The sequence below is a fragment of the Actinoplanes sp. NPDC048796 genome, from assembly GCF_040650035.1.
Classification (GTDB): Bacteria; Actinomycetota; Actinomycetes; order Mycobacteriales; family Micromonosporaceae; genus Actinoplanes.
This window is the reverse complement of sequence record NZ_JBEZGO010000002.1, coordinates 956,957-981,561: the sequence shown is the minus strand read 5'-3', so window position 1 is coordinate 981,561 and position 24,605 is coordinate 956,957. Positions and strand designations below refer to the sequence as shown.

The following is a 24,605-nucleotide window of genomic DNA, read 5'->3' as shown; positions in this document are numbered from 1 at the left end:
TTCTCTTTGCTTGGCTGCTACGCCGTGAAGGTTCTGTTGCGCGCGCGCCGCAAGTTGCTCGCCGGTGGCGTCATCGCCGCCGTGGTGGTGGGTTTGTCGTCGTTCGCGTTGACCCGGGCCGACGCGGCCACGTTCGTCACCGTCCAACCTGGAACCTTCAAGGGGTACGCCTTCGACGCGTGCAGCGCGCCGTCGAGCGCGGCGATGAAGGCGTGGCGCCAGTCGTCGCCGTTCAAGGCGATCGGCATCTACATCGGCGGTGTCAACCGGGGGTGCGCCCAGCCGCAGCTGACCGCCGCCTGGGTGAAGGAGCAGGTGCAGGCCGGCTGGAAGCTGCTTCCGCTGTACGTCGGGCCGCAGGCCTCGTGCACCACGGTCGGCCGCGGCCGCAACCTGATCACCAACGCGCAGGCCGGCGGTCAGGGCCGGGCCGCCGCGACGGACGCCATCGCCCAGGCGACGGCGCTGGGTCTCGCCCGCGACTCCGTGATCATCTACGACATGGAGGCTTACCGGACGGACGACGCCGCCTGCCGTACGGGCGTGCTCGCCTTCATGAACGGCTGGACGTCCCGCCTGCACGACGGCGGCTACTTCAGCGGTTTCTACAGCAGCGTCAGTTCGGGCATCGCCGACCAGGTGGCGAGCTATTCGGCCGCCGGTCACGCCCGGCCCGACTTCGTCGACTTCGCCCGCTGGGACCAGGTCGTCACGCTGACCGACGCGAAGATCCCGGCCACGGCCTGGCCCGGTCACCGGCGGATGAAGCAGTACCGCGGCGGTCACAAGGAGACGTGGGGCGGCGTCACGATCAACGTCGACAGCAACTACGTCGACTTCGCGCCGCTGTCCCGGACCCGCGGCGCCGACTTCAACGTCAGCGGCTGGTCCGACGTCATCGCCCGGTCGGCCACCGGGTACGTCTCGATGTTCCCGGGCAACGGCGGCAGCGTCGACTTCGCCGCCCGGCGCACGATCGGCAGCGGCTTCGCCGCGATGAACGCGCTGGTCCGCCTCGACCTCAACCGGGACGGCCGCGAGGACGTCGTCGCCCGGCAGAGCAACGGCGACCTGTGGTTCTATCCCGGCACCGGCTCGGGCCTGGGTACGCGCAAGAAGGTCGGCAGCGGCTGGCAGGTGCTGCGCGACATCACCACGATCGGCGACCTCACCGGCGACGGTTACCCCGACCTTCTCGCCGTTTCCAAGAGCAACAACCTTTTCCTGTACGCCGGTCAGGCGGGCGCCAAATTCCGCGGCGCCAAGCAGGTGGGCAAGGGTTTCGGCGGCAAGACGGAGCTGACCGGCGCCGGCGACTTCAACCGGGACGGCTGGCCCGATCTGGTGGCCCGGCTCGCCGACGGCAAGCTCTACCTGATCACCGGCCGCAAGAACGGTTTCGTCCGGCAGTTCCCGCTCGGCACCGTCGCGAGCGGCCTGCGTGACGTGATCTCGGTCGGCGACTTCGACCGGGACGGCTTCCCTGACCTGGCCGCCGTGCAGAAGTCGACCGGCGCGTTGCTGCTGCTGCCGGGCGCGGGCACGACGCTGCGTCCCGCGATCAGGATCGGCACGGGCTACGGCCCGCTGACGCCGATCGCCTGAGAAAGCGCCGGAAACAGTCGTGGCCGGCCCGAACCGGGCCGGCCACGAAAGTCGGTGAATCAGAGCGCGTCGGCCGACAGCTGCGCGCGCAGCTTGGTCAGGGCCTTGGTGAGCAGGCGCGAGACGTGCATCTGGGAGATGCCGATCTGGTCGGCGATCTGCGACTGGGTCAGGTTGCCGTAGAAGCGCAGGGTGAGGATCTTCTGCTCGCGCTCGTCGAGGGTGGCCAGGGCCGGGCCCAGGGCGACGCGGGTCTCGGCGAGTTCGAACTCGGTGTCTTCGCCGCCGAGGGTGTCGCCGAGTTCGGTGGTGCCGTCGGCTGAGATCGGGGTGGACAGCGAGGTGGCGTTGTAGGCGCGGGCGCCTTCGAGGCCTTCGAGGACGTCTTCCTCGCTGACGCCCAGGTGGGTGGCGACGTCGGCGACCGTCGGGGAGCGGCCGAGGCTGTGGGTCAGGGTGCTGTTGGCCTCGGTGATGGCCAGGCGCAGTTCCTGCAGGCGGCGCGGGACGCGGACCGACCACGTACGGTCGCGGAAGTGGCGTTTGATCTCGCCGATGATCGTCGGGATCGCGTAACCCGCGAAGTCGACACCGCGCTCGGGGTCGAATTTGTCGATGGCCTTGATCAGGCCGACGTTGGCGGTCTGGACGAGGTCGTCGGTGGGCTCGCCGCGGCCGGAGTAGCGGTGGGCGAGGTGGCGGGCCAGCGGCAGCCAGGCCTCGATCGCCCGGTCGCGCAGGGCCGCGCGGGACGGGTGACCGGCCGGCATCGCGGCCATCGCGTTCAGCAGCTCGGCGGCGCTGTCGACGGGCGCCGCGGCGCCGGCCGGAATCGTCTCCGCGTCAGCAGAAGTCTTGGTCTCGGTGACGGTCATGCTTGGTCCTCCCTGGCACCTACCGGAGAGCCGGTCCCGCCATCACTGGCTGGACCCGTTCGGTCGGGTGTCCCTTTATCTGGTCGACGGCGATCGATCCGATAACCATCGACCCGCACACGTGGCCGTTCGGATATGAGAACCCTAGCCGAGAGGGCCAGGAAAGACTAGCCGAAAGTATGAGTTACTTTGCGTGATAGCAAATATACGGAGCGGATCTTGCCCGTGGTCGATTGAATCGCTCCGGGGCGGGCACGCCAGGGGCATGACTTTCGCAGTGGTGACGGGTGCCTCGAGTGGCATCGGATATGAGCTGGCACGGCAATTCGCACAGAACGGCTTCGATCTCCTGGTGGTGGCCGAGGACGCCGACATCGAGCAGGCCGCGGCCGACCTCCGCCGCGACGGCGAGCGCCAGGTGACAGCGGTGCGGGCCGACCTGGCCACGTTCGAAGGCGTGGAGCAGGCGTACGCCGCGATCCGCGAGGCCGGCCGCCCGGTCGACGCGATCGCGTTCAACGCCGGCCGGGGCTTGGGTGGCGACTTCACCCGGGAGACCGACCTGGAGGACGAGCTCGAGATCATCGCGGTGAACGTGACCTCGACCGTGCACCTGGCCAAGCGGGTGCTGCCCGACCTGGTCGCGCGGGGCGCGGGCCGGGTGCTGTTCACCTCGTCGATCGCGTCGATGATGCCGGGCACCTACCAGGCGGTCTACAACGCGTCGAAGTCCTTTGTGCAGTCGTTCGCCGAGGCGCTGCGGGCCGAGCTCAAGGACACCGGGGTCACTGTCACCTCGCTGATGCCGGGGCCGACGGACACACAGTTCTTCGAGCGGGCCGAGATGATGGACACCGCGGTCGGCACCGGCAAGAAGGACGATCCGGCCCAGGTCGCCGAGCAGGGCTTCAAGGCGCTGATGAAGGGCGAGGAGAAGGTGGTGGCCGGATCGCTGAAGACGAAGGTGCAGGGCGCCGCGTCGAAGGTGATGCCGGACAAGGCCAAGGCCGAGATGCACCGGAAGATGGCCGAGCCGGGCAGTGCCAAATCGGATTAGTACGTAAGTTGTCCGGTCCAGGTCTGTACGGGCCAGTGTCAGGAGCCGCAGAACGGGCAAGATGGACCCATGACTTCGCTCCGCGTCTCGGCACCCTTTCCGGCCGCGTCCGAGCTGCGGTGCTGGAAGCTGGACGAATTCGGTGAGCTGCGCGGTCTGCGGGCGGCCCTGCGTGAGGCGATCGCGCGGGTGCCCGCGGCGGCGCAGGACGACCTGACCGACAAGGTGGCCGTGGTCGCCACCGAGCTGGCGACCAACGCGCTGCGGCATGGGCTGCCGCCGACCGAAGTGCGCCTGCTCCGGCAGGAGGACCGGCTGATCATCGACGTCGCCGACCACGACCTGGAGGCGGAGCCCCGGGTGGCCGAGGGGCGCCCGCTCGGCGCCGGCGGGCTCGGCCTCCAGCTCGCACGCACCTTCGCGATCGACGTCGGCTGGTACACGACCGGCGATGCCAAGCACGTCTGGGCCAGCTTCCCGGGCTGATCCGATCAACTGCTGGTAGAAAAGGCCCGTGGCTGACTCCTACAACATCGGCCAGGAGCGGACGGCCGATGGTGCGGCCACCCTCCTGCGCATCGACGGCGAACTGGACATCAACGCCCGTGACGACCTGCGGGTGGCGATTCTGACCGCTGTCGACGGCGGTGACGTCGTCGTGGACCTCGGCGGTACGACCTTCCTGGACTCCGAGGCCCTGGGCGCGCTGATCGACGGCTACAACGCCGCGCAGGCCGGTGGCACCGCCTTCCGGGTGACGAAGGCCACCGGCGTGGTGGCCCGCGTACTCGGCGTCTCGGGTGCGGGAGAGCTGTTCGGCTCGTAGTCTCCCGCCGTGGACTTGATCATTGCGGCGCTGCTGCTCGCCGGCGTGCTGGCGTTCGCGGTGATCCGTCCCCGCGGCCTGCCGGAGGCGGCGGCGGCGGTGCCGGCGGCCGTGCTCGCCGTGGTCGCCGGCCTGGTCCCGCTGAGCGCGGCCTGGGACGAGCTGCGCGAGCTCGGCCCGACCGTCGGCTTCCTGGCCGCCGTCCTGGTCGTCGCGCAGCTGGCCGACGAGCACGGCGTCTTCCGGTACGCCGGCCGGATCGCGGCCGGGATCAGCCGCGGCCGCCCGGTGCGGTTGCTCGGCGCGGTCTTCGTGGCGGCCGCGCTGACCACGGCGGTGCTGAGCCTGGACGCGACGGTCGTGCTGCTCACCCCGGTCGTGCTGGTGACCGCCGCCCGTACCGGAGTCCGCTCTCGCCCGCCGGCCTACGCGTCGGCCCACCTGGCCAACTCGGCGTCGCTGCTGCTGCCGGTCTCCAACCTGACCAACCTGCTCGCCTTCGCGGCCAGCGGCCTGACCTTCCTGGGCTTCGCCGGGGTGATGGCGCTGCCCTGGGTGGCCGTGATCCTCGCCGAGTACGTCGTGTTCCGCTGGTTCTTCCGGCGAGATCTGCGGGTACGCGCCGAGCCCGAGACCGACGGCGACGACGGCCCGCCCCCTCGGTACGCGCTGGTGGTGCTCGGGCTGACCTTGGCCGGCTTCGCGGTGGCGCAGCCGCTGGGCGTGCACCCGGCCTGGGTCGCGGTCGTGGGGGCGATCGCGCTCGCCGTACCGCTGCGGTCGTCGCCGTTGACCTTGATCAAGGCCGCAAACCCGGCATTCTGCGCCTTCGTGCTGGCTCTCGGCGTCGTGGTGGCGGCGGTCCGGGTGCACGGGCTCGGGTCGTTGATCGATCATCTCGTGCCGGACGGCGCCGGCCTCGGGGAGATGCTGGCCATGGCCGGGCTCGCCGCCGTACTGGCCAACCTCTTGAACAACCTGCCGGCCACGCTGGTGCTGCTGCCCGGCGTCGAGTCGTCGCCGGGCCTGCTGCTGGCCATGCTCATCGGCGTCAACGTCGGCCCGAACCTGACCTACGTGGGTTCGCTGGCCACGCTGCTGTGGCGGCAGATCCTGCACAACCAGGACGCGGCCCCGGACGCGCGCGTCTTCCTGCGGCTGGGCCTGGTCACGGTGCCGGTCGCGCTGGCCGCGGGCGTGCTCGCGCTGTGGCTCGGCCTGCAATTGACCGGCATATAGGGGCGCACCCCGCGCCGCCGCGGCCGGGACCGGCCCGGGGACGGCCGAGGTGATCCGGTGGGGGATTCGGAGGCGGGGGTGCGACCAACGCAGTCAGTCTTATCGATGCTCGGTGTTACAGGCAAGTAAAACTGGTTACGGAACTGACGCTCTGCTCAGGATGTATGCCGGGCGGCCTGCCGGAGGTCCAGTTCGTCGATGATCTCGCGGGCGGCGTCCTGGCCGACCCGGTGATCGCGGACCGCGGTGGCCAGGGCGAGCCGCTGAGCGTCGAAGCTCGCGTCGAGGTCCGCCGCCGGCTGGGCGGCGGCCTCGGCGACGATCCGCTCGGCCTCCTCGCGGTCGGCCTGTTCCTCGGCGTGCTCGCCGGCCAGGTCGAACTTCAGCTTGCGGGCCAGCCAGCCGATCGTGGTGCCCTGGATCAGCAGGGTGCCGAGCGTGACGATCAGCGCGATGGCCTGGATGGCGTCGCGGCCGGGGAACGGCGCGCCCGACGCCGTGTGCTCCGGGATACCGGCCGCGGCGGCCAGCGTGAGGATGCCGCGCATGCCCGTCCAGCCGACCAGCAGGATCTCCTTGCGCGTCGGCGGCTCCTGCGGCTTCAGGCCGCGCTTGCGGCGCTCCTCCTCGTGCCGCTGCCAGCGGGCGCGGTAGTAGACGTCCTCCTTGATCCGGCGCTTGCGGCGAGTGTCCCGGCGCCGGTAGCGCTCGAACAGCACGAAGACGCCGAACAGCCGGAAGAGGATCGCCACCACCAGCAGCACCCCGGCCGCGACCAGGGTGCGGGTCAGGCCCGGCTCCTCTTCCTGGGCCAGATCCCGCAGGACGAACTTCAATTGCAGGCCGATGTATGCGAAGACGAAGGTCTCCAGCAGGAAGTCGATCACCGGCCAGACGTTGTTCTCCTGGATCCGGGTCAGGTAGCCGCCCGGATACTGGAAGTTGGGGTCGAGCGACAGGTTCAGCGTGATCGCGAAGGCGGCCGCCACCACGGCCAGGATGCCCGAGGCGTGTGCCTCCTCCGCGGCCAGGAACGCGGTGAACGGCACCAGCAGCACCAGCGCCGTCTCGAGCGTCGGATTGCGCAGCCGTTTGCGGATCAGCAGGGCCACCGAGGACAGCGCGGCACCGATGAGCACCCCGAGGGCCGCGTTGCGGAAGAACTCGGCCACACCGCCGCCGAAGGTCGCGTGCTCGCCGTTCACCGCGCCCACCGCGATGGCGAACAGGGTCAGCGCGGTCGCGTCGTTGACCAGGCTCTCGCCGGTGAGCACGGAGGTGGCCCGCTTCGGCAGCCCCATTTCCTCCCCATGCGACACGGTGGTGATCGTGTCCGGCGGCGCCAGCACCGAGCCCAGCACGAAAGCGGTGGCCAGCCCCAGCGTCGGCAGGATCCACGAGGTCACGTAACCGAGCACGCCGGCGGTCAGCACCACGAGGATCACACCGAGGTTGATGATCGGGCGCAGGTTCGCCCCGAACGACGCGAACGACGCCCCGCGGGTCGCCGAGTAGAGCAGCGGCGGCACCACGAGCGCGAGGATCACCTCGCTCTCGAGCTCGAGCCGCGGCACCCCCGGAATGAAGGATGCCGCGGCCGCGAGCACCACGATGATCCAGCCGGGCTCGACGCCCCGCCGCTTGGCCAGCGACGAGACCGCGATGCCGCAGCCGATGATCAGCAGGATCTGTACGCCGTTCACTCCGATCACCCTAGTAAGTGATCGTTTCCACGGGGGTCCCGTCAGCGCCGGATCAGCGCGAACCCGTTCTCGCCCGGTATGCTGGCCCCGGGCCGTGACTGGCGCGTTCGGATGGGCCACCATCGGGGAGCGGCTCCTCTGACCTGCCGTGCGCCTGGGCCTCTTCATCGTGATAGGGAGGTCCTTGTGTCTGCTGAGTTGAACGCCGAATCCGCCGCTTTCCGCTCCGCCCTCGAGGTGGTCCGGTCCGTCGAGCCCCGCATCGCCGACGCGATCGCCAAAGAGCTGCACGACCAGCGCGAGTCGCTGAAGCTGATCGCCAGTGAGAACTACGCGTCCCCGGCCGTCCTGCTCGCGATGGGCAACTGGCTCTCCGACAAGTACGCCGAGGGCACCATCGGCCGCCGCTTCTACGCCGGCTGCCAGAACGTCGACACCGTCGAGGCGGTCGCCGTCGAGCACGCCAAGGCTTTGTTCGGCGCCGAGTACGCGTACGTGCAGCCGCACTCCGGCATCGACGCCAACCTGGTCGCGTACTGGGCCATCCTGGCCGACCGGGTCGAGGTTCCGTACCTCAAGAAGTTCGAGAAGCGGCAGGTGAACGACCTGACCGACGCCGAGTGGGCCGAGCTGCGGGCCGCGTTCGGCAACCAGCGCATGCTCGGCATGTCGCTCGACGCCGGCGGCCACCTCACCCACGGCTTCCGCCCGAACATCTCCGGCAAGATGTTCGACCAGCGCAGCTACGGCGTCGACCCGGCCACCGGCCAGATCGACTACAAGGCCCTGCGCGACACGGCGAAGGAATTCAAGCCGTTGATCATCGTGGGCGGCTACTCGGCCTACCCCCGCAAGGTGAACTTCGCGACGCTCCGCGAGATCGCCGACGAGGTGGGCGCGACCTTCATGGTCGACATGGCGCACTTCGCCGGCCTGGTCGCGGGCAAGGTCTTCACCGGCGACTTCAACCCGATCGAGCACGCGCACATCGTCACCACCACCACCCACAAGAGCCTGCGCGGCCCGCGCGGCGGCGCCGTCTTCGCCCAGGAGTCGCTGGCGTCCCAGGTCGACCGCGGCTGCCCGATGGTGCTCGGCGGCCCGCTGGCCCACGTCATGGCGGCCAAGGCCATCGCGTTCGCCGAGGCCCGCCGCCCCGAGTTCGCCACGTACGCCCAGCAGATCGTCACGAACAGCCAGGCGCTGGCCGAGGGCCTGCTCAAGCGGGGCGTCCAGCTGGTCAGCGGCGGCACCGACAACCACCTGGTGCTGATCGACGTGCACCCGTTCGGCCTCACCGGCCGCCAGGCCGAGCAGGCCCTGCTCGACAGCGGTGTCGTGACGAACCGCAACGCCATCCCGAACGACCCGAACGGCGCCTGGTACACCTCCGGCATTCGCGTGGGCACCCCGGCGCTCACCTCGCGTGGCCTCGGCGCGGCCGAGATGGACACCATCGCCGAGCTGATCCACACGGTCTTGAGCAGCACGAAGCCGGCCGAGGGCTCCAAGGCCAAGTTCCAGCTCGACGAGGCGGTGTCCGAGAGCGTCAGCAAGCAGGCCAACGAGCTGCTCGCGGGCTTCCCGCTCTACCCGTCGGTCGACCTGGGCTGACCCGTGCGACCCGGGTGGGTTCGTCCCACCCGGGTTACCTGCTCCAGGCCTGGGTACCCGCCCGAGATGACAGCTCTGGAAACTGTTCACACCTTCGAGTCGGGCCCGATGCCCACCGGCGTCAGCGTCTCGCACACCGGTCGCGTGTTCGTGAACTTCCCCAAGTGGGGCGACGACGTGCCGTTCACCGTGGGGGAGATCCGCGACGGCGAGGTGCACCCGTTCCCCGACCAGGACTGGAACAGTCCGCGGGACGAGGGCGACGCCGAGGCGCTGGTCTCGGTGCAGAGCATCGTCGTCGACCCGGCCGACCGGCTGTGGATCCTCGACACCGGCAGCCCGATGTTCCAGCCCACGAAGCCGGGCGGCCCCAAGCTGGTCTGCGTCGACCTCACCACCGACCAGGTCGTCCGGACGATCACCTTTTCACCCGAGGTGGCGCTGCCCACGACGTACCTCAATGATGTCCGTTTCGATCTGCGCCGCAACGCCGCCTACATCACCGACTCGTCCGACCAGGGCCCGAACGGCCTGATCGTCGTCGACCTGCGGACCGGCGAATCCTGGCGGCGGCTGCACGACCACCCGTCCACCAAGGCGCTCCCGCCGCCGGAGATGCTGCCCATTGTGGAGGGTGTCCCGTTCCTGGAACGGCCGAAGGACGGGCCGCCGCAGCCGGTGAAGATGGGCTCGGACGGCATCGCCATCGCCGCCGACGGCTCCCGCGTCTACTACTGCCCGCTGATCTCGCGTCGCTGGCACAGCGTGTCGGCCGAGGCGCTGTTCGATCGGGGCTTGAGCGACGCCGACGTGACGGCCACGGTCGTCGACGAGGGCGACAAGGGCGGCGGCTCCGACGGCCTCGAAACCGACGACCAGGGCCGTTTCTATCTGACCGACTGGGAGCACAACGCCGTCCTGCGCCGCCTGCCGGACGGCACGTTCGAGACCGTGGCCCACGACTCGCGGCTGCTCTGGCCCGACACGATGTCAGTGGCCGACGGCTACCTGTACGTGACCGCCAACCAGCTGCACCGCCAGGCCACGTACCAGAACGGCGACGACAAGCGCACCTACCCGTACCACCTCTTCCGCGTCCCCATCGACGCCGGCCCGGTCCGGTTGCGCTGACCCCTCGTCCGCAGGCGCGAGGGGGCGGGGCGTGACCTCGGGCGGTAGCGTCGTCGCGGTGCAGGCGTCCCGTGTTCTTGCTGCCCTGGCCGAGCTGGCGCCGGCGGGTGGTGACCGCGTCCTGGACGTGACGCGGGGTGGGCTGCCGTTCGTGTGGCTGGACGCGGCGCACAAGGCGCCCCGGAAAGCCGAGGTCAACCGGCTCGCCGCGGTGGGCGCCCTGCACAAGGAGGAGCGGCCGCTGCGGGTCGGGTGGGGCTTCCTGGCCGGCCGGGCCGAGGTCGACGGCAAGCTCACCAAGATCCGGGTGCCGTTGCTCAGCCAGCCGGTGCAGCTCGTGCGGGGGCTGACCGGGTACACGGTGGCGCCGGCGGGCGATCTGGAGATCACGCCGCTGATCGGTGACCGGGATCTGGCCGCGGCGCTGGAGGCCGCGCCGGGGCTGGCCCAGCCGGGCTGGCTGGACGCCACCGGCACCAAGGCGTGGCTGTGGTCGGCGGCCCGGGCCACCGGGCTGAGTGTCGACGCGATGGCGACGAGCCGGCGCGCGCCCGGTGATCGTGTGGTGCTGATCCCGTCGGCCGCCCTCTATGTCGCTCGCGATGTCTTCGGCGCCGGTCTGGCCGACAGCCTGCGCAGCTGGGCCGGGCGTGACCTCGGCGGCACGGCCCTGGCCGCCGTCTACGCCGACGAGCCGGCTGATCGGTCCACGGCCGGCGCCGACGGGCCGGTTCTGTCGCCCTTGCCGTTGACGGAGGCGCAGGCCGAAGTGGTGCGGCGGGCCCGGACGGCGCCGATCACGGTGGTGTCGGGGCCGCCCGGCAACGGCAAGAGCCACACCGTGGTCGCGGCCGCCCTCGAGGTGGTGCATCGGGGCGGGTCCGTGCTGGTCGCCACCCAGTCGCCGCACGCGGCCGAGGTGCTGGCCGGGCTGCTCGACCGCTATCCCGGTCCGGTTCCGGTGCTGTTCGGCGACGCCGGCGGGCGGGAGCGGCTCGCGGCCGAGCTGGCCGCCGGCGCCGACCGGGGCGCCGGTGAGGGGCAGCTTCGCGCGGATGTCACGGCCGTTCGGGAGGCGCTTGATTCGGTACGCCGTGAGCGTGCCCTCATCACGGCGGCGCTGGAGGTGGAGCTTCGCGCGGCGGAGCTTCCGGCATGGCAGCCGCTGATTCCCGAGCTGGCGAGCGACGTGCCGGGCGCGTTCTCGGGACGGCATGAGGGGACGCTGGCCGGTGGGAGGCCGGCGCGGTGGTGGACCCGGCTGCGGTTGGGCGCTCGTCGGGGCGTACCCGACGAAAGGGTCATCGAAGCCCTGAAGGCGGCGACCGCGCAGCGGGCGGCGGCCCGGCTGGCCGCGACCGGCGGCACCGACCTGGAACCGCGGTGGGCCGCCCTGCACGCGGCCGAGGCCCGGCTGGCCGAGGCGGTCGGCGCGGCCATGCGCCGGGCCGCGCGCAGTGAGAAACGCTGGGATCGTGAGGCCCGGCGCGGGGCGGCGGCGCTGGCCACGGCGCTGCGGGCGGGCCGGAACCGGCGGCGGGAGCTGCTGGCCCAGCTCGACGCGCCACCGCTGGTCCGGGCGCTGCCGTTGTGGATCGGCACCGTGGCCGACGTGGAGGACCTGCTGCCGGCCGCGCCCGGCATGTTCGACCTGGTGGTGCTGGACGAGGCGTCCCATGTGGACCAGGTGCGGGCGGCGCCGGTGCTGGCCCGGGCGAAGCGGGCGCTGATCGTGGGCGATCCGCGGCAGTTGCGGTTCGTCTCGTTCGTCAGCGACGTCGACGTGGCCGACGTGCTGGCCCGGCACGAGGCGGACGAGAGACTGGACGTCCGCCGGGTCAGCGCCTTCGATCTGGCGGCGGGCGCGGCCGCGACGACCTGGCTGGCCGAACACCATCGCAGCACGCCGCATCTGATCGGCTTCTCGGCGCGGCGCTTCTACGGCGACCGGCTCTCGGTGATGACCCGGACGCCGGCCACCGAGAACATGGACGCCATCGACGTCGTCCGGGTCGAGGGCGACGAGGTCGGCGCCGTGCTCAAACTGGTCGAGGAGCTGGCCGGGACGGTGCGCGGCGGCATCGGGGTGATCTCGCCGTTCCGGGCCCAGGCGGAGGCGCTGGAGGCGGCGCTCGTCGACGCGTACAGCGTGGAGCGGATCGAGGAACTGGGGCTGCGGGTCGGCACGGTGCACTCGTTCCAGGGCAGCGAGGCCGAGGTCGTGATCGTGTCGCTCGGGTTGACCCCGGGCGATCCGCCCGGGCGGCGGCGCTTCGTGGCCGACCCGAACCTGTTCAACGTGATGGTGACCCGGGCCCGGCAGCGGTTGATCGTGGTGACCGCCCTGACCGAGGTGGACGGGCTGATCGGGGAGTTCTTCGAGTACGCGGCCGCGGGGGCGCCCGACCTGACGGACGCGGCCGAGGCGGCGGGGTGGGCCGCCGAACTGGCGGCCGAGCTGGGGCGACTCGGTGTGCGGGCGCGTCCCGGCTACGCGGTCGGCCCGTGGGTGGTCGACCTCTGCGTGGGCGAGCTCGGCGTCATCTGCGGTCCGCACCCCGACGGCGTCGAGGCCCACCTGGCCCGGCAGGGCGCGCTGCACCGGGCCGGCTGGCGCCTGATGGACGCCTTCGCGAGCCGGTGGTCGGAGGATCCGCGCCGGGCCGCCCTCGAGATCACCGCGGCGGCAGCAGGTGCAGTTCCACCTTCGTGAGCCGGCCGTCCTCGACGGCGGCCGTCATGTACGTGCAGTGCGGCTGCCGGCGCCGGTCGGTCGGTGAACCGGGGTTGAGCAGCCGCAGCCCGGTGCCCGCGGTGGTGTCCCAGGAAATGTGCGAGTGCCCGAAGACCAGCAGGTCGACGTCCGGGAATCGTTGCGCGCACCGCTGCTCGCGCCCGTGGGACGGGCCGGTCTCGTGGACGACGGCGAGGCGGAGGCCGTCCAGGTTCTCGTACGCGATCTCCGGAAGCCGGGACCGCAGCCCGGTTCCGTCGTTGTTGCCGTAGCAGGCGATCAGCCTTTTCGACCGTGCCTCGAACGCGTCGAGGGCCGCCTCGTCAACCCAGTCGCCGGCGTGCACGACGACGTCGGCCGCCTCGATCGCCGCCCACAGCGGGGCCGGCAGGTCGCGGGCGCGCTTGGGCAGGTGGGTGTCGCTCGTGAGGACCAGCCGCATAACGACCCAGGGTAGGCGGGAAGCGCTTTCCGAACCAAGATCTACGGAATTGCCGCTTTTCCCGGAGCGTGGCGGAACCGGTTCCGGACTCTTGGTTATCGGCCCTTTTACGGCCGAACGGGCAACCGCCGCACGTCATCGAGCTGCGCAAATGCCCGAAGGGGCAGAACGGCCCAGCGAGGCGGTGTTACGACCGCAAGTCCGTAACAGTTCCGGAACCGTGACGAGCTATGGACAACTGTTAATGACCGTCCTTAGCGTCGATGCCGGGGGAGCGCTCTCCCCGTACTTCCCTGTCAAGCGCAAGCAGTCCCCCTTGCGCCATCCCCGTCCTAGGAGAAGTAATGACCACACTGCGGAGACGCTCCCCCTGGCGCCTCGCCGCCGCCGGCGGCCTGGTGGCCGTCGTCGTGGCCGGCTACGGCGCCGTCACCTCGGTCGGCGCCAGCGCCGCCGAAACCCTGCTCTCGCAGGGCAAACCGGCGACCGCGTCGTCCACCGAGGCGTCCGGCGCCTACGCGGCGTCCGAGGCGGTCGACGGCAACACCGGCACCCGCTGGTCGTCGGCCTTCTCCGACCCGCAGTGGCTGCAGGTCGACCTCGGCAGCTCCCAGGCGATCACCCGGGTCGAGCTGAACTGGGAGACCGCGGCGGCCAAGGCCTTCCAGATCCAGGTGTCGGACAACGCCAGCACCTGGACCAACGTGTACTCGACGACCACCGCGACCGGCGGCGTCCAGTCGCTCAACGTCAACGGCACCGGCCGGTACGTGCGGATGTACGGCACCCAGCGGACCACCGCCTACGGCTACTCGCTCTGGGAGTTCAAAGTCTTCGGCGGTGGCGGCACCACCAACCCCGACCCGATCCCCGGCGGCGGCAGCCTCGGCACGAACGTCGTGGTCTTCGACCCGTCGATGTCGTCGGCCAGCATCCAGGCCCGGGCCGACCAGATCTTCGCCCAGCAGGAGAAGGCCCAGTTCGGCACCGGGCGCTACGTGCTCGCGTTCAAGCCGGGCACCTACAACGGCCTGAACATCCAGGTCGGCTTCTACACCTCGGTGGTCGGCCTCGGCCAGAACCCGCAGGACGTCCGGATCAACGGTGACATCACCGTCGACGCCGGCTGGTTCCAGGGCAACGCCACCCAGAACTTCTGGCGCTCCACCGAGAACGTGTCGGTCTACCCGGTCAACGGGGCCAACCGCTGGGCCGTCTCGCAGGCCGCGCCGTTCCGCCGGATGGACATCCACGGCGACCTGAACCTGGCCCCGAACGGCTACGGCTGGGCGTCCGGCGGCTACATCGCCGACTCGCGGATCAGCGGATCCGAGGGCCAGTACTCGCAGCAGCAGTGGTTCACCCGCAACAGCCAGATCGGCTCGAACACCAACGCGGTGTGGAACCAGACCTTCGTCGGCGTGCAGGGCGCTCCCGCGGCCAGCTACCCGACCCCGCCGTACACGGTGATCGGCCAGACCCCGGTGATCCGGGAGAAGCCGTACCTCTACCAGAGCGGCAGCGACTACGCGGTCTTCGTGCCGAACCTGCAGACCAACGCGGCCGGCGCGACCTGGGTCAACGGCAACACTCCCGGCTCGTCGATCCCGCTCAGCCAGTTCTACGTGGCCAAGCCCGGTGACAGCGCGGCCCGGATCAACCAGGCGCTGGCCCAGGGCCTCAACCTGATCTTCCAGCCCGGCATCTACCACGTCGACCAGACGATCAACGTGACCCGCGCCAACACGGTCGTGCTCGGCCTCGGCTACGCCACGATCATCCCCGACAACGGCGTCACCCCGATGCAGGTCGCCGACGTCGACGGCGTGAAGATCGCCGGCATCCTGTTCGACGCCGGCACGACGAACTCGGCGAACCTGCTCGTGGTCGGCCCGTCCGGCTCCTCCGCGTCGCACGCCGCCAACCCCACCACCATCCAGGACGTCTTCTTCCGGATCGGCGGCTACGTCGCCGGCAAGGCCACCAACAGCCTGCTGGTGAACAGCAACAACGTCATCATCGACCACATCTGGGCGTGGCGCGCCGACCACGGCAACGCCGGCACGTACGGCTGGACGATCAACACCGCCGACAGCGGCCTGATCGTCAACGGCAACAACGTCACCGCGTACGGCCTGTTCGTCGAGCACTACCAGAAGACCGAGGTCCTCTGGAACGGCAACGGCGGCCGCACGTACTTCCTGCAGAACGAGCAGCCGTACGACCCGCCGTCCAACGCGGCCTGGCGCTCCGACGGCGTCCTCGGCTACCCCGCCTACAAGGTCGCCGACTCGGTCACCAGCCACGAGGCCTGGGCCATGGGCAGCTACGCCTTCTTCAACGTCAACCCGGCCGTCCACTCGGCCAACGGCTTCCAGGCCTCCGCCAACGGCGGCGTGAAGCTCCACAACATCTTCACCATCTCCCTGGCCTCCGGCACGATCGACCACGTGGTCAACAACATCGGCGCCCCGGCCCAGGCCAGCAGCGTCACCCCGTCGACAGTCACCAACTTCCCCTGATCGTCTTTCCCCTCCGAGTGCGGCGCCGCGGTTCCTACCGCGGCGCCGCTACTTGCTAGAGGGCGCTGACCGGGACCGCACGCAACTTGTCACCGAACGGCAGCGTCGAGGTGCCGGTGTACAGAACGACCCGGCGACGAAGTCTGTGTCGCGGTAGTGCGAGAGGTCGGCCTGCTGTTCGGACCATGTGAGCTGCCGGGACAGCTCGGACAACACGAACGACTCAAGCAGTGGGCCGAACGGCGCACCCGGCCGCAGCAGCGCGCGAGCATCGACAGCGACCTCGTTCGCCGCTATGCCCGAGTCGACGAAAAGGCCACCGCGAATGATTCTTGCCGCGTCGTCGGCGCGCGTCACGGTCGACTCGTGCCGCAGGGCCGGTCCCAAGGCGAAGATCGCGTCGACGAAGCCGTCCGGTTCGCCGTCGATCTCACCTTGCGAGAACGGCCAGAGCTCGATCGTCTCCATCCTTCCGGGCAGGGCGCCCGGCGCCGCGACCATCCCGAACAGCCGGGACGAACCGGTGAGCAGATAGCGGCCGGGCCGGGGGTCCTCGTCGACGGCGGCCTTGATCGCCAGCAGAAGCTCGGGAACGCGCTGGATCTCGTCGATGACGAGCAGCTCCGGGGAGTCGACGAAGCCCACCGGATCGGCGTTCGCCGCCGCACAATCCTGCGGACGATCGAGATCGCGGCGCAGGGCGAGGCGGTCGCCGGCGACAAGGCGGACGAATTCCAGCGGCGAACTTTCGATTTGCCGACGTGGAGACTTTCGATTTGCCGACGGCTGGGCTTTCGATTTGCCGACGGTCAGGTGTTCGATCTGCTGACGGAGTCGGAGGGCTCGACGGCGAGCGGGAAACCGGACTCCAGGTAGCTCAGAGCCCGGGCGAGGGAGTCGCCGGTGGGGGACGGGAGTTGGAGAGCGGCGTGCAGGGCGCCGGTCAGGGCGCCCAGGAAGATGCGGGACTCGAAGTCGGTGGCGGGGCGGCCGGTGCGGGTCAGGAGAGCACGGGCCAGGGCGGTGATGACGCGGTCCAGCTCGGCCGACTGGGCCTCGCGGAGGGACGGGATCTCGGCGATCAGCGTGCGGCGCTGGGCTTCCGACTGGCGTTCGGTGCGGGACAGGCCGGTGCGGACGGCCTGAAGGAAGACGGTCAGCAGCGGAAGGTCGGTGGGTTGTTCGGCCAAGGCGGCCAGCATCGTCTCCTCCAGGTCGTCGGCCAGGACCAGGCGTTCCTTGGTGGGGAAGTAGCGGAAGAACGTGCTCGGAGAGACGTCGGCGGCGGCCGCGATCTGCTCGGTTGTGGTGGCGGCGTAGCCCTGCTCGGCGAACAGGCGCATGGCCTGGGCGCGGATCTCGGCGCGGATCCGGGCCTTCTTGCGCTCGCGAAGGCCGGGCTGGGGGTGGTCAGGCGCGGACACGGTCGATCAGCTCCTCGGTTGTCTCCCACAGTCGGCGCTCCAGGTTGGGGTTGCCGGCCGGGGCCACCGGGGTGATCGGTTGTCCGGTGCGTGCGGAGAAGTATCCCCCGGTCACGGTGGCCAGGGCGGGGTCGGTGGCCAGGCGGACGATGCCGCCCGCGCCTCGCCGTGGGTCGCCGATGTGCAGAGTCTTCAAGAGCTTTTCCAGTACGGCGGCGCCCGGCAGCTCGCGGCCCAGGCCGGTGGTGTTGAAGCCCGGGTCGAGGGCGTTGGCCGTGGCCGTGGTGCGCCGGGCCAGCTCGTTGCTGAACATGATGTCGAGCAGCTTGGTCCGGCCGTAGACCGCCGAGGAACCGCGCCGGGTGAACGGTGTCGTGTCCGTCAACGCCGTGGGCAGCGTGAACGTGCCGTGGTGGCGGGACGCCTCGGAGGCGACCGTGACGATCCGTTTCAGCGACGTGCCCAGCAGCTCATTGGTCAGCAGCCACGGCGCCAGGTAGTTCACCGTCACCATCTCGGGCAGGCCGGCGGCGGTGGTGCGCGCCTCGAAGCCGTGCCGGCCGGCGTTGTTGATCAGCACGTCGATCCGTGGATGCCGTTCGCGGATCACCCGGGCCGCCGAACGAACCTGCTCGAGGTCGGTCAGGTCGGCCGTGACCACGTCGGCGCCGGGCAGCGCCGGGGCCCGGGCGGCGTCACGAACGATCAGGACGAGCTCGTATCCCTGGGCGGCCAGCTCGCGGGCGGCGATCGCCCCGAGGCCCCTGGTCGCGCCGGTCAGTACAGCCTTCATATTTTGATAGTACTGTCAAAAGGCAGAACTGCCACTTAGTGACTCTGCGAGGTGCCGACGGGCGGTTCGCTGCGGCTGACGCCCATGCGGTCAACTCCGCGATGATTTCGCTCTCCGGGCGGGGGTGGGCACGGCTCGCCGGGGCGGGACAGGTGAGAGCGGTCCGGTGGCGCCGGGGACGGCTGTGCGCAAGAGGAGGCAGTCGGTGTTCGAGGCGTGTGCGGCCCGGGCCGGAGGCCCGTCGCGTCGGCCAGCGCGGTGGTCGCGGCGCGCAGGTCGGGGGAGTCGGCGCGGCCGCTCGTTTCGCCGGCTGCCGGTCGTCGCCCAGGTTGCGGAGCCGGCGTTGGCGGTAGCGGAGACCGAGCAGCGCCGTGCTCGACGAGGGGCCGAGCAGCGCCGGGCTCGACGAGGAGGCGGGGCGAGCCGACGACGCTGATGGGTGCCCCGGAACCCGGAACGCAGTGGCGCGAAAGGCGCGCTGCGGCCTCGCGCCGCACCCCCGTCGCGCTGAGAGGTGGGTGGCGGTCAGTGCGGTGGGGTGGCCGACGCCGCGTACCTCTAGATCTCGCCCGAGCCTCTCCGGATGAGCGTCGTGGGGATGCGGATCTCGCGGGGCGGGCCGTCGTGGCCGTCGATGCGTTCGAAGAGGGCGGCGGCGGCCGTGCGGCCCATGCGGACGGGGTCCTGGGCGACGACGGTGATGGCCGGATCGAGCAGGTCGGCCAGGGGGAAGTCGTCGAAGCCGACGAGGGCCACCGAGCGCTGGCGGTCGAGGCGCCGGAGGGCGCGGACGGCGCCGATGGTCAGGGTGTGATGGGCGGCGAAGACGGCTGTCGGTGGGTGTGCGGCGCGCATCATCGTGACGACGGCGCGTTCGGCGGCGGCCGGATCGTGCAGATTGTGCACCACCGGGCCCGGGCGGCCGCCGAGGGCGCGCAGGTAACCGCGGAAGCGATCGCGGGAGGTGGGCAGCGTTTCGGCGTCGCCGAGGTAGGCGATGTGGCGGTGGCCCTGGGCGATCAGGTGGCGGACGGCGGTGGCGGCGCCGGAGACGTTGGTGGACACGACGGAGTCGACGGGGGCGGTGGTGGCCTCGACGACGACGGTCGGCGTGCGGGTCGGTACGGGCTCGGTGGAGGCCAGGATCAGGCCGTCGAACGACTTGGTGAGCGGATCGTGCGGTTTGCCGGTGAGGACGTGGGCGTTGTGGGCCCGGGCCTCGTCCTCGATCGCCCGGTGCAGGGCCGCCGAGAACGGGTCGGAGACGTCGTCGATGAAGACGCCGATGGTCCCGGTCATATGGGCCTCCGTCGATGTCGATCACTGTCCGCAACGCATCGTTGACATGTAGTCAACCTCGGCGTCTACTGCGGAAGCAACAGCTAAATCGGTGGAGGAGGCATGTCTCGAGGACGAAGGATGGTGGCCGCGGGCTGCGTGATGACGGTGATGCTCGTGCCGACGGCCGCGTGCAACAGAGGGTCCGGCGAGGAAGTCGTCGGGCTGATTACCAAGACCGACACGAATCCGTTCTTCGTACAGATGAAGAAGGGCGCCGAGGCGGCGGCCGAGGAGCAGGACCTCGAGCTCCAGAGCTTCGCCGGCAAGCAGGACGGCGACAACGAGGCCCAGGTGCAGGCCATCGAGAACCTGATGTCCTTCGGCGCCAAGGGATTCCTGATCACCCCGAACGACTCGAAGGCGATCGTGCCGTCGATCGACCAGGCGCACGAGCAGGACATGCTGGTGATCGCCCTGGACACCCCGGTCGACCCGCCCGACGCGGCCGACGCCACCTTCGCTACTGACAACTACCAGGCCGGCAAGCTGATCGGGCAGTGGGCCAGGGAGAAGTTCGCCAAGGACGGCAAGCAGGCGAAGATCGCCATGCTGGATCTCAACGCCAACCAGGTGTCCGTCGACGTCAAGCGTGACCAGGGCTTCCTCGACGGCTTCGGCATCGAGATCGGCGACCCCAACCGGATCGGCGACGAGAACGACCCACGGATCGCCGGGCACGACGTCACCGACGGGGCCGAGGACGGCGGCCGTACGGCGATGGAGAACCTGCTCCAGAAGGATCCCTCGATCAACCTGGTCTACACGATCAACGAGCCGGCGGCGGCCGGCGCCTACCAGGCGCTCAAGTCGGCCGGGCGCGACAAGGACACCGTCATCGTCTCGATCGACGGTGGCTGTCCCGGCGTGGACAACGTCTCCAAGGGAGTCATCGGCGCCACGAGCATGCAGTTCCCGCTCAAGATGGCGCAGATGGGTGTGGACGCCATCGCGGCGTACGCCAAGGACGGCACCAAGCCGCAGGCGACACCCGGGAAGGACTTCTACGACACCGGGACCGAACTGATCACCGACGACCCGCAGGCCGGCGTGGAGTCCAAGGACTCGGCGTGGGGCAAGCAGAACTGCTGGGGATGACACATGGCGACAACTGCCACTGCTGACTTCGACGTACGCAAGAACGACTCGCTCGGACTGCGCGTCCAGCACCTCCTGCACGCCAACCCGGTTCTGGGGCCGCTGGCCGTGCTGGTCGTCGCGATCATCGCTTTCTCGATCGTCAACGGCCGCTTCCTCACGGCGACCAACCTGTCGCTGGTCCTTCAGCAGGTCACGGTCATCGCCACGCTCGCCCTGGGGCAGACGCTGATCATCCTGACCGCCGGCATCGACCTGTCGGCCGGCGCGATCGCGGTCTTCTCGTCGATCCTGATGGCCACCTTCTGCGTCGACGCCGGGATGCCCGGCGTCATCGCGCTGCTGCTCGGCTTCGCCTGCGGCACGGCGATGGGCGCGATAAACGGCTTTCTGGTCACCCGGATAAAGCTGCCGCCGTTCATCGTCACGCTCGGCACGCTGACCATCTTCTTCTCGCTCAACTCGGTGGTCAGCAACAGCGAGACCGTGCGCGGCACCGACATGCCCTCGCTCATGACGTGGACCGGCAACTCGATTCCGATCGGCAACTTCCGATTGACGTACGGGTCGATCATCATGCTCCTGCTGTTCGCGTACTTCTTCTACGCGCTCTCCCGGACGGCCTGGGGCAAGCACGTGTACGCGACGGGCGACGACGCCGAAGCGGCCCGGCTCGCCGGGATCCAGACGGGCCGGGTGCTGTTCTCGGTCTACACGGTCGCCGGCCTGCTGTACGCGATCGGCGGCTGGATCCTGATCGGCCGGCTCGCCTCGGCCAGCCCGAACGTCGGCGTCGAGTACAACCTCGACTCCATCACCGCCGTCGTGCTCGGCGGCACCAGCCTGTTCGGCGGGCGCGGCAGCGTGATCGGCACGCTGATCGGCGCGCTCATCGTCGGCGTGTTCCGCAACGGCCTGCAGCTCGGCGGCGTCGAGGTGGTCTGGCAGGGCTTCGCGATCGGCCTGCTGGTGCTCGTCGCGGTCTCCCTCGACCAGTGGATCAGGAAGGTGAAGACGTGAACAACGGATCCCCGGTCCTGCAGGCCAAGGGCCTGACCAAGAGGTACGGCCGGGTCGTCGCGATCGACGGCAGCGACCTCGAGCTCTATCCCGGCGAGATCCTGGCGGTCATCGGCGACAACGGCGCGGGCAAGTCGAGCCTGATCAAGGCGCTCTCCGGTGCGCTGATACCGGACGAGGGCGAGATCTATCTGGACGGCCGCCGGGTCCGTTTCCGTACGCCGATGGATGCCCGCACGGCCGGTATCGAGACCGTCTATCAGACCCTCGCGGTGGCGCCCGGCCTGGACATCGCCGACAACCTGTTCCTCGGCCGCGAGGAACGCAAGGCCGGCCCGCTCGGCTCGGTGTTCCGGATGCTCGACCGCGGGCACATGCGCGCCGAGGCGAAGAGGCACATGTCGGAGCTGGGCGTGGCCACGCTGCAGAACATCGGGCAGGCCGTCGAGTCACTTTCCGGCGGTCAGCGGCAGGCGGTGGCGGTGGCCCGCTCGGCCGCCTTCGGCAGCAAGGTGGTGATCCTCGACGAGCCGACCGCGGCGCTCGGGGTGAAGGAAGGCAACCGGGTGCTGCAACTGATCCGCGACGTGCGGGACCGGGGCCTGCCGGTGATCCTTATCAGCCACAACATGCCGCACGTGTTCGAGGTGGCCGACCGCATCCACATTCAGCGGCTGGGCCGCCGGGCCACGGTGATCACCCCGAAGTCGCACTCGATGTCGGAGGCTGTGGCGATCATGACGGGGGCGGCCGAACCACCCCCGCACACGTCCTAGAGGAATGAGCCGGTCGCCGCGCGGCGACCGGCTCGTCTCACACTATTTCCACTTGTGGTTGTTGCCGGTTCCACACGTCCAGATGTCGAGCTTCACACCATTGGCCGTGTTGTTGTTCGGAATGTCGAGGCACTTGCCGGAGTTCGGGTTCCGAATGGTGCCGTCGCTGTAGAAGAGCCATTTCTGAGCGACACCGTTGTTGCAGCCCCACATTTGCACCTTCGTGCCGTTGGCCGTGCCGCTGTGGTCGACGTCGATGCACATGCCGCCGAAGCTGATGAAGCTGTCCTTGAACAAGAACTGCTGGCTGGCGCCGCCGTTGCAGGGCTGCATCTCCAGCTGCACGCCCTGGGTGAAGGAGGGCGCCGTCACGCACTTGTTGTTCAGGACGCTGGTGATCGCCCGGTCCCAGAGGTCGGTCGACCAGATGGCCGCTCCGGTGTCGTTGCGGTAGAGGACCAGGTTGCCGTCGTTCTGCAGCTTCAGCGTGCTGGGACCCTGGCCGTACGTCTTGGACGACCAGATGGCCGCCCCGGCCGCCGTGTAGAGCACCAGGTTGCCGTCGCGCTGGTTGACGAAGCGGGTGCCGGTGGTGGTGTTCGTCGCCCAGACCGCCCGCGGGCCCTTCGAGACCACGACGTTGCCGTCGCCCTGGAGCCGGGTGGTGTGCCCGAACAACGAGTGCATGAACTTGGCCTCGGAGAGCTCGGCCCCGGACACCAGCTTGGTGTTGGCGGGGGCCCACTGCTGGTTGGTGCCGTTGTTGACGTCGTACGTGATGGTGAGCGCGCCGGCGGCCTTGCTGGCGCCCTGGACGGTGATCGCCCGGTTGGTCAGTTCGTTGACCCACACGTAGTTGTCGCCCTGCTTGGCGTAGTAGAAGTACTGGTCGGCGCCGCCGTCACAGGAGCGGATGACGAAACCGATGTTGTTGGCGGCGGTCTTCTCGGCCAGGCTCACACACTTGTTGCGGTCCCAGGCGTTGATGATCCGGTACTGGCCGCCGGTGTTGTAGACGCGCATGCCGATCCAGCGGTACTTCTCGTTGTCGACCGAGCAGGTGGTCTGCACCAGCGGCTTGCCGTTGGTGACGCTCTCCGCCTCGGCGGCCAGGCACAGGCCGGAGTTGAGGTTGGTCCAGTGCCACTGCTTGGCGCTGGGCCGGTTGGCGGCGTCCGGCGCCACCCGGTACTGCCCGACGCGGATGAAGTCCGACACGACCAGGGCGTCGCCGTAGAGCGACTGGGTGGCGGCGGTGACGATGTTGTCGTTGCCGTCGGCCTGGGCCTTCGTCCGGATGCTCTGAACGGCGGCACGGTCGGCCGCCTCGCGCTCGGCCAGCTCACGGACCAGGTCGCGGCGGTCGGCCTCCCGCATGCCGGTGTCGATGAACGCCCGCCACACGGCCTGGTCGCTGCTGCGCAGGGCTCGCTCGGCGGCCGCCCGGATCTCGAGCCGGTTCTCGTCGGTGTCGACCTGCTCCCAGATCCAGCGGATGAAGTTGTCGTCGGTCATGGCGAGCTTGCCCGGGTCGGCGACGATGCCGAGGATGGCCGCGGCCGCCTTCATGGCGCCCTCGCGGGCCAGCCGGGCCTGCTCGGCGGCGCCGGCGTCCTCGGCCGCCTTGATGGCGTCCTGGACGTCCTGCTCGGCCGCGGCCTTGACGCCGGTGGCGAGGAACTCGTGCTGCTGGGCGGCCGTGCCGTTGATGACGGCCACCGCGGCCGCCTTGACCCGGGCGCCGGCGGCCTTGGTCCAGATCTCGATGACCACGTCGCGCTCGGAGAGCGTCAGCATGCGACCGGTGGTGTCGAGGGCCAGGCCGGCCGCGGCGTAGGCGGCCCGCTTGAGGTCGCGGGCCTCGCGGGCGGCGGCCTCATCACTGATCTTCTTGGCGTCGTCGGCCAGCTTCGCGTCGAAGATGCCCTTGAGGATGAACTCCTTGCAGACGTCCTCGACGGTGGCGTTGTCGGCGCCCAGCGCGAGCTCGGCGGCCACCCGGATCAGCGGGAAGTTCTCCGAGTTCTGCCAGATCTTGAAGACGAAGTTGCGGTCGGTCTGGCTGAGCCACTCGCTGTCGGCCACGATGCCGATCTCGTTGGCGGCCCGGACCTTCTCCTCCTCGCTGGTCGGCAGGCCGTCGTCGACGGCGAGAGCCTCGGCCGCCTTCGCGGTCATCGGCACCGCGGAGGTCGCCTTGGCTGATGGCTGCGCCTTGGACTTCGCGCCGGCGGCCGGCGCCGGCGCGGAGGAGGGCGGCGTCACGGGAGTCGGTGTGGGGGCGGCGAGGGCCGGCCCGGCGAGCAGTGTCGTCAGGGTGGCGGTCACGGTCACGGTGAGCAGTCCACGTAGGACACGCGGATGCCTCATGGCTGTATTCAATTCAATCCCCGTTGTAGTGCCAGATG

At 70.0% G+C, this 24,605-nt stretch carries 19 protein-coding genes, 1 pseudogene and 1 riboswitch; of the genes and pseudogenes, 12 read left to right on the top strand and 8 right to left on the bottom strand.

All coding sequences use genetic code 11. The annotated features are described in order from the left end of the window. The first annotated feature begins 24 nt into the window (after positions 1–24). Positions 25–1,605 (top strand): glycoside hydrolase domain-containing protein, encoded by a 1,581-nt coding sequence (locus AB0C26_RS13030; protein WP_360246241.1) that lies wholly within the window; start codon positions 25–27, stop codon positions 1,603–1,605. Between the two features lie 59 nt (positions 1,606–1,664). On the opposite strand, the gene AB0C26_RS13025 is transcribed toward AB0C26_RS13030, so the two are convergent. Beyond that, positions 1,665–2,384, bottom strand: coding sequence for an RNA polymerase sigma factor SigF (locus AB0C26_RS13025; protein ID WP_360246544.1), 720 nt, complete (start codon positions 2,382–2,384; stop codon positions 1,665–1,667). A gap of 361 nt (positions 2,385–2,745) precedes the next feature. On the opposite strand from AB0C26_RS13025, the gene AB0C26_RS13020 reads away from it, so the two are divergent. The 4 genes from AB0C26_RS13020 (at position 2,746) to AB0C26_RS13005 (ending at position 5,602) form a co-directional block, all read left to right on the top strand. Next, a complete protein-coding gene (locus AB0C26_RS13020) occupies positions 2,746–3,537 on the top strand; it encodes an SDR family NAD(P)-dependent oxidoreductase (RefSeq protein WP_360246238.1) in 792 nt (263 codons plus the stop codon). A 69-nt stretch (positions 3,538–3,606) separates the two neighbouring features. Further along, a complete protein-coding gene (locus AB0C26_RS13015; RefSeq protein WP_360246235.1) occupies positions 3,607–4,023 on the top strand; it encodes an ATP-binding protein in 417 nt (138 codons plus the stop codon). A gap of 28 nt (positions 4,024–4,051) precedes the next feature. Further along, on the top strand, positions 4,052–4,363 hold the full coding sequence (locus tag AB0C26_RS13010) for an STAS domain-containing protein (RefSeq protein WP_360246232.1): 312 nt from the start codon (positions 4,052–4,054) through the stop codon (positions 4,361–4,363). A gap of 9 nt (positions 4,364–4,372) precedes the next feature. Next, positions 4,373–5,602, top strand: coding sequence for an SLC13 family permease (locus tag AB0C26_RS13005; RefSeq protein ID WP_360246229.1), 1,230 nt, complete (start codon positions 4,373–4,375; stop codon positions 5,600–5,602). Positions 5,603–5,757: 155 nt separating this feature from the next. Here the strand turns inward: AB0C26_RS13005 and AB0C26_RS13000 are convergent, their stop codons facing one another. After that, complete coding sequence (locus AB0C26_RS13000; protein WP_360246227.1) at positions 5,758–7,305, bottom strand: sodium:proton antiporter; 1,548 nt, start codon at positions 7,303–7,305, stop codon at positions 5,758–5,760. Positions 7,306–7,389: 84 nt separating this feature from the next. After that, positions 7,390–7,472: riboswitch (ZMP/ZTP riboswitch) on the top strand. Positions 7,473–7,491: 19 nt separating this feature from the next. Here AB0C26_RS13000 and AB0C26_RS12995 point away from each other — a divergent pair. From AB0C26_RS12995 to AB0C26_RS12985, 3 genes are all read left to right on the top strand, one after another. Continuing rightward, positions 7,492–8,919 (top strand): glycine hydroxymethyltransferase, encoded by a 1,428-nt coding sequence (locus AB0C26_RS12995; protein WP_360246224.1) that lies wholly within the window; start codon positions 7,492–7,494, stop codon positions 8,917–8,919. A 66-nt stretch (positions 8,920–8,985) separates the two neighbouring features. After that, positions 8,986–10,050 (top strand): L-dopachrome tautomerase-related protein, encoded by a 1,065-nt coding sequence (locus AB0C26_RS12990; RefSeq protein WP_360246221.1) that lies wholly within the window; start codon positions 8,986–8,988, stop codon positions 10,048–10,050. A gap of 31 nt (positions 10,051–10,081) precedes the next feature. Continuing rightward, on the top strand, positions 10,082–12,763 hold the full coding sequence (locus AB0C26_RS12985) for an ATP-binding protein (RefSeq protein WP_360246218.1): 2,682 nt from the start codon (positions 10,082–10,084) through the stop codon (positions 12,761–12,763). On the opposite strand, the gene AB0C26_RS12980 is transcribed toward AB0C26_RS12985, so the two are convergent. After that, on the bottom strand, positions 12,726–13,226 hold the full coding sequence (locus AB0C26_RS12980) for a metallophosphoesterase (protein ID WP_360246215.1): 501 nt from the start codon (positions 13,224–13,226) through the stop codon (positions 12,726–12,728). The two genes, AB0C26_RS12985 and AB0C26_RS12980, sit on opposite strands and share 38 nt — an antisense overlap. A gap of 344 nt (positions 13,227–13,570) precedes the next feature. On the opposite strand from AB0C26_RS12980, the gene AB0C26_RS12975 reads away from it, so the two are divergent. Then, positions 13,571–15,748, top strand: a complete 2,178-nt coding sequence (locus AB0C26_RS12975; protein WP_360246212.1) for a discoidin domain-containing protein — start codon at positions 13,571–13,573, stop codon at positions 15,746–15,748. A gap of 55 nt (positions 15,749–15,803) precedes the next feature. Here AB0C26_RS12975 and AB0C26_RS12970 read toward each other — a convergent pair. The 4 genes and pseudogenes from AB0C26_RS12970 to AB0C26_RS12955 all read right to left on the bottom strand — a co-directional run. Next, positions 15,804–16,477, bottom strand: a pseudogene (locus AB0C26_RS12970) (ATP-binding protein); the annotation flags it as partial. A gap of 80 nt (positions 16,478–16,557) precedes the next feature. Beyond that, on the bottom strand, positions 16,558–17,172 hold the full coding sequence (locus tag AB0C26_RS12965) for a TetR family transcriptional regulator (protein WP_360246210.1): 615 nt from the start codon (positions 17,170–17,172) through the stop codon (positions 16,558–16,560). Then, positions 17,159–17,965: an SDR family NAD(P)-dependent oxidoreductase gene (locus tag AB0C26_RS12960; protein ID WP_360246208.1), complete on the bottom strand. Its 807-nt coding sequence runs from the start codon at positions 17,963–17,965 to the stop codon at positions 17,159–17,161. Before AB0C26_RS12960 ends, AB0C26_RS12965 begins: the two co-directional genes overlap by 14 nt. A gap of 558 nt (positions 17,966–18,523) precedes the next feature. Then, positions 18,524–19,264: a substrate-binding domain-containing protein gene (locus AB0C26_RS12955; RefSeq protein WP_360246205.1), complete on the bottom strand. Its 741-nt coding sequence runs from the start codon at positions 19,262–19,264 to the stop codon at positions 18,524–18,526. 102 nt (positions 19,265–19,366) lie between these two features. Here AB0C26_RS12955 and AB0C26_RS12950 point away from each other — a divergent pair, with 102 nt between their 5' ends. From AB0C26_RS12950 to AB0C26_RS12940, 3 genes are read left to right on the top strand one after another with little or no spacing between them, the layout of a single operon-like run. Next, the gene (locus AB0C26_RS12950) at positions 19,367–20,401 is read left to right on the top strand and encodes a sugar ABC transporter substrate-binding protein (protein ID WP_360246202.1); all 1,035 of its coding nucleotides are present in this window, start codon (positions 19,367–19,369) and stop codon (positions 20,399–20,401) included. A 3-nt stretch (positions 20,402–20,404) separates the two neighbouring features. Beyond that, a complete protein-coding gene (locus AB0C26_RS12945) occupies positions 20,405–21,421 on the top strand; it encodes an ABC transporter permease (protein WP_360246199.1) in 1,017 nt (338 codons plus the stop codon). Continuing rightward, positions 21,418–22,197 (top strand): ATP-binding cassette domain-containing protein, encoded by a 780-nt coding sequence (locus AB0C26_RS12940; RefSeq protein WP_360246196.1) that lies wholly within the window; start codon positions 21,418–21,420, stop codon positions 22,195–22,197. The genes AB0C26_RS12945 and AB0C26_RS12940 overlap by 4 nt, the downstream gene beginning before the upstream one ends. A gap of 42 nt (positions 22,198–22,239) precedes the next feature. Here AB0C26_RS12940 and AB0C26_RS12935 read toward each other — a convergent pair whose 3' ends face one another. Further along, entirely contained in the window at positions 22,240–24,567 is a 2,328-nt protein-coding gene (locus tag AB0C26_RS12935) for a ricin-type beta-trefoil lectin domain protein (RefSeq protein ID WP_360246193.1), read from the bottom strand. Between the last annotated feature and the right edge of the window lie 38 nt (positions 24,568–24,605).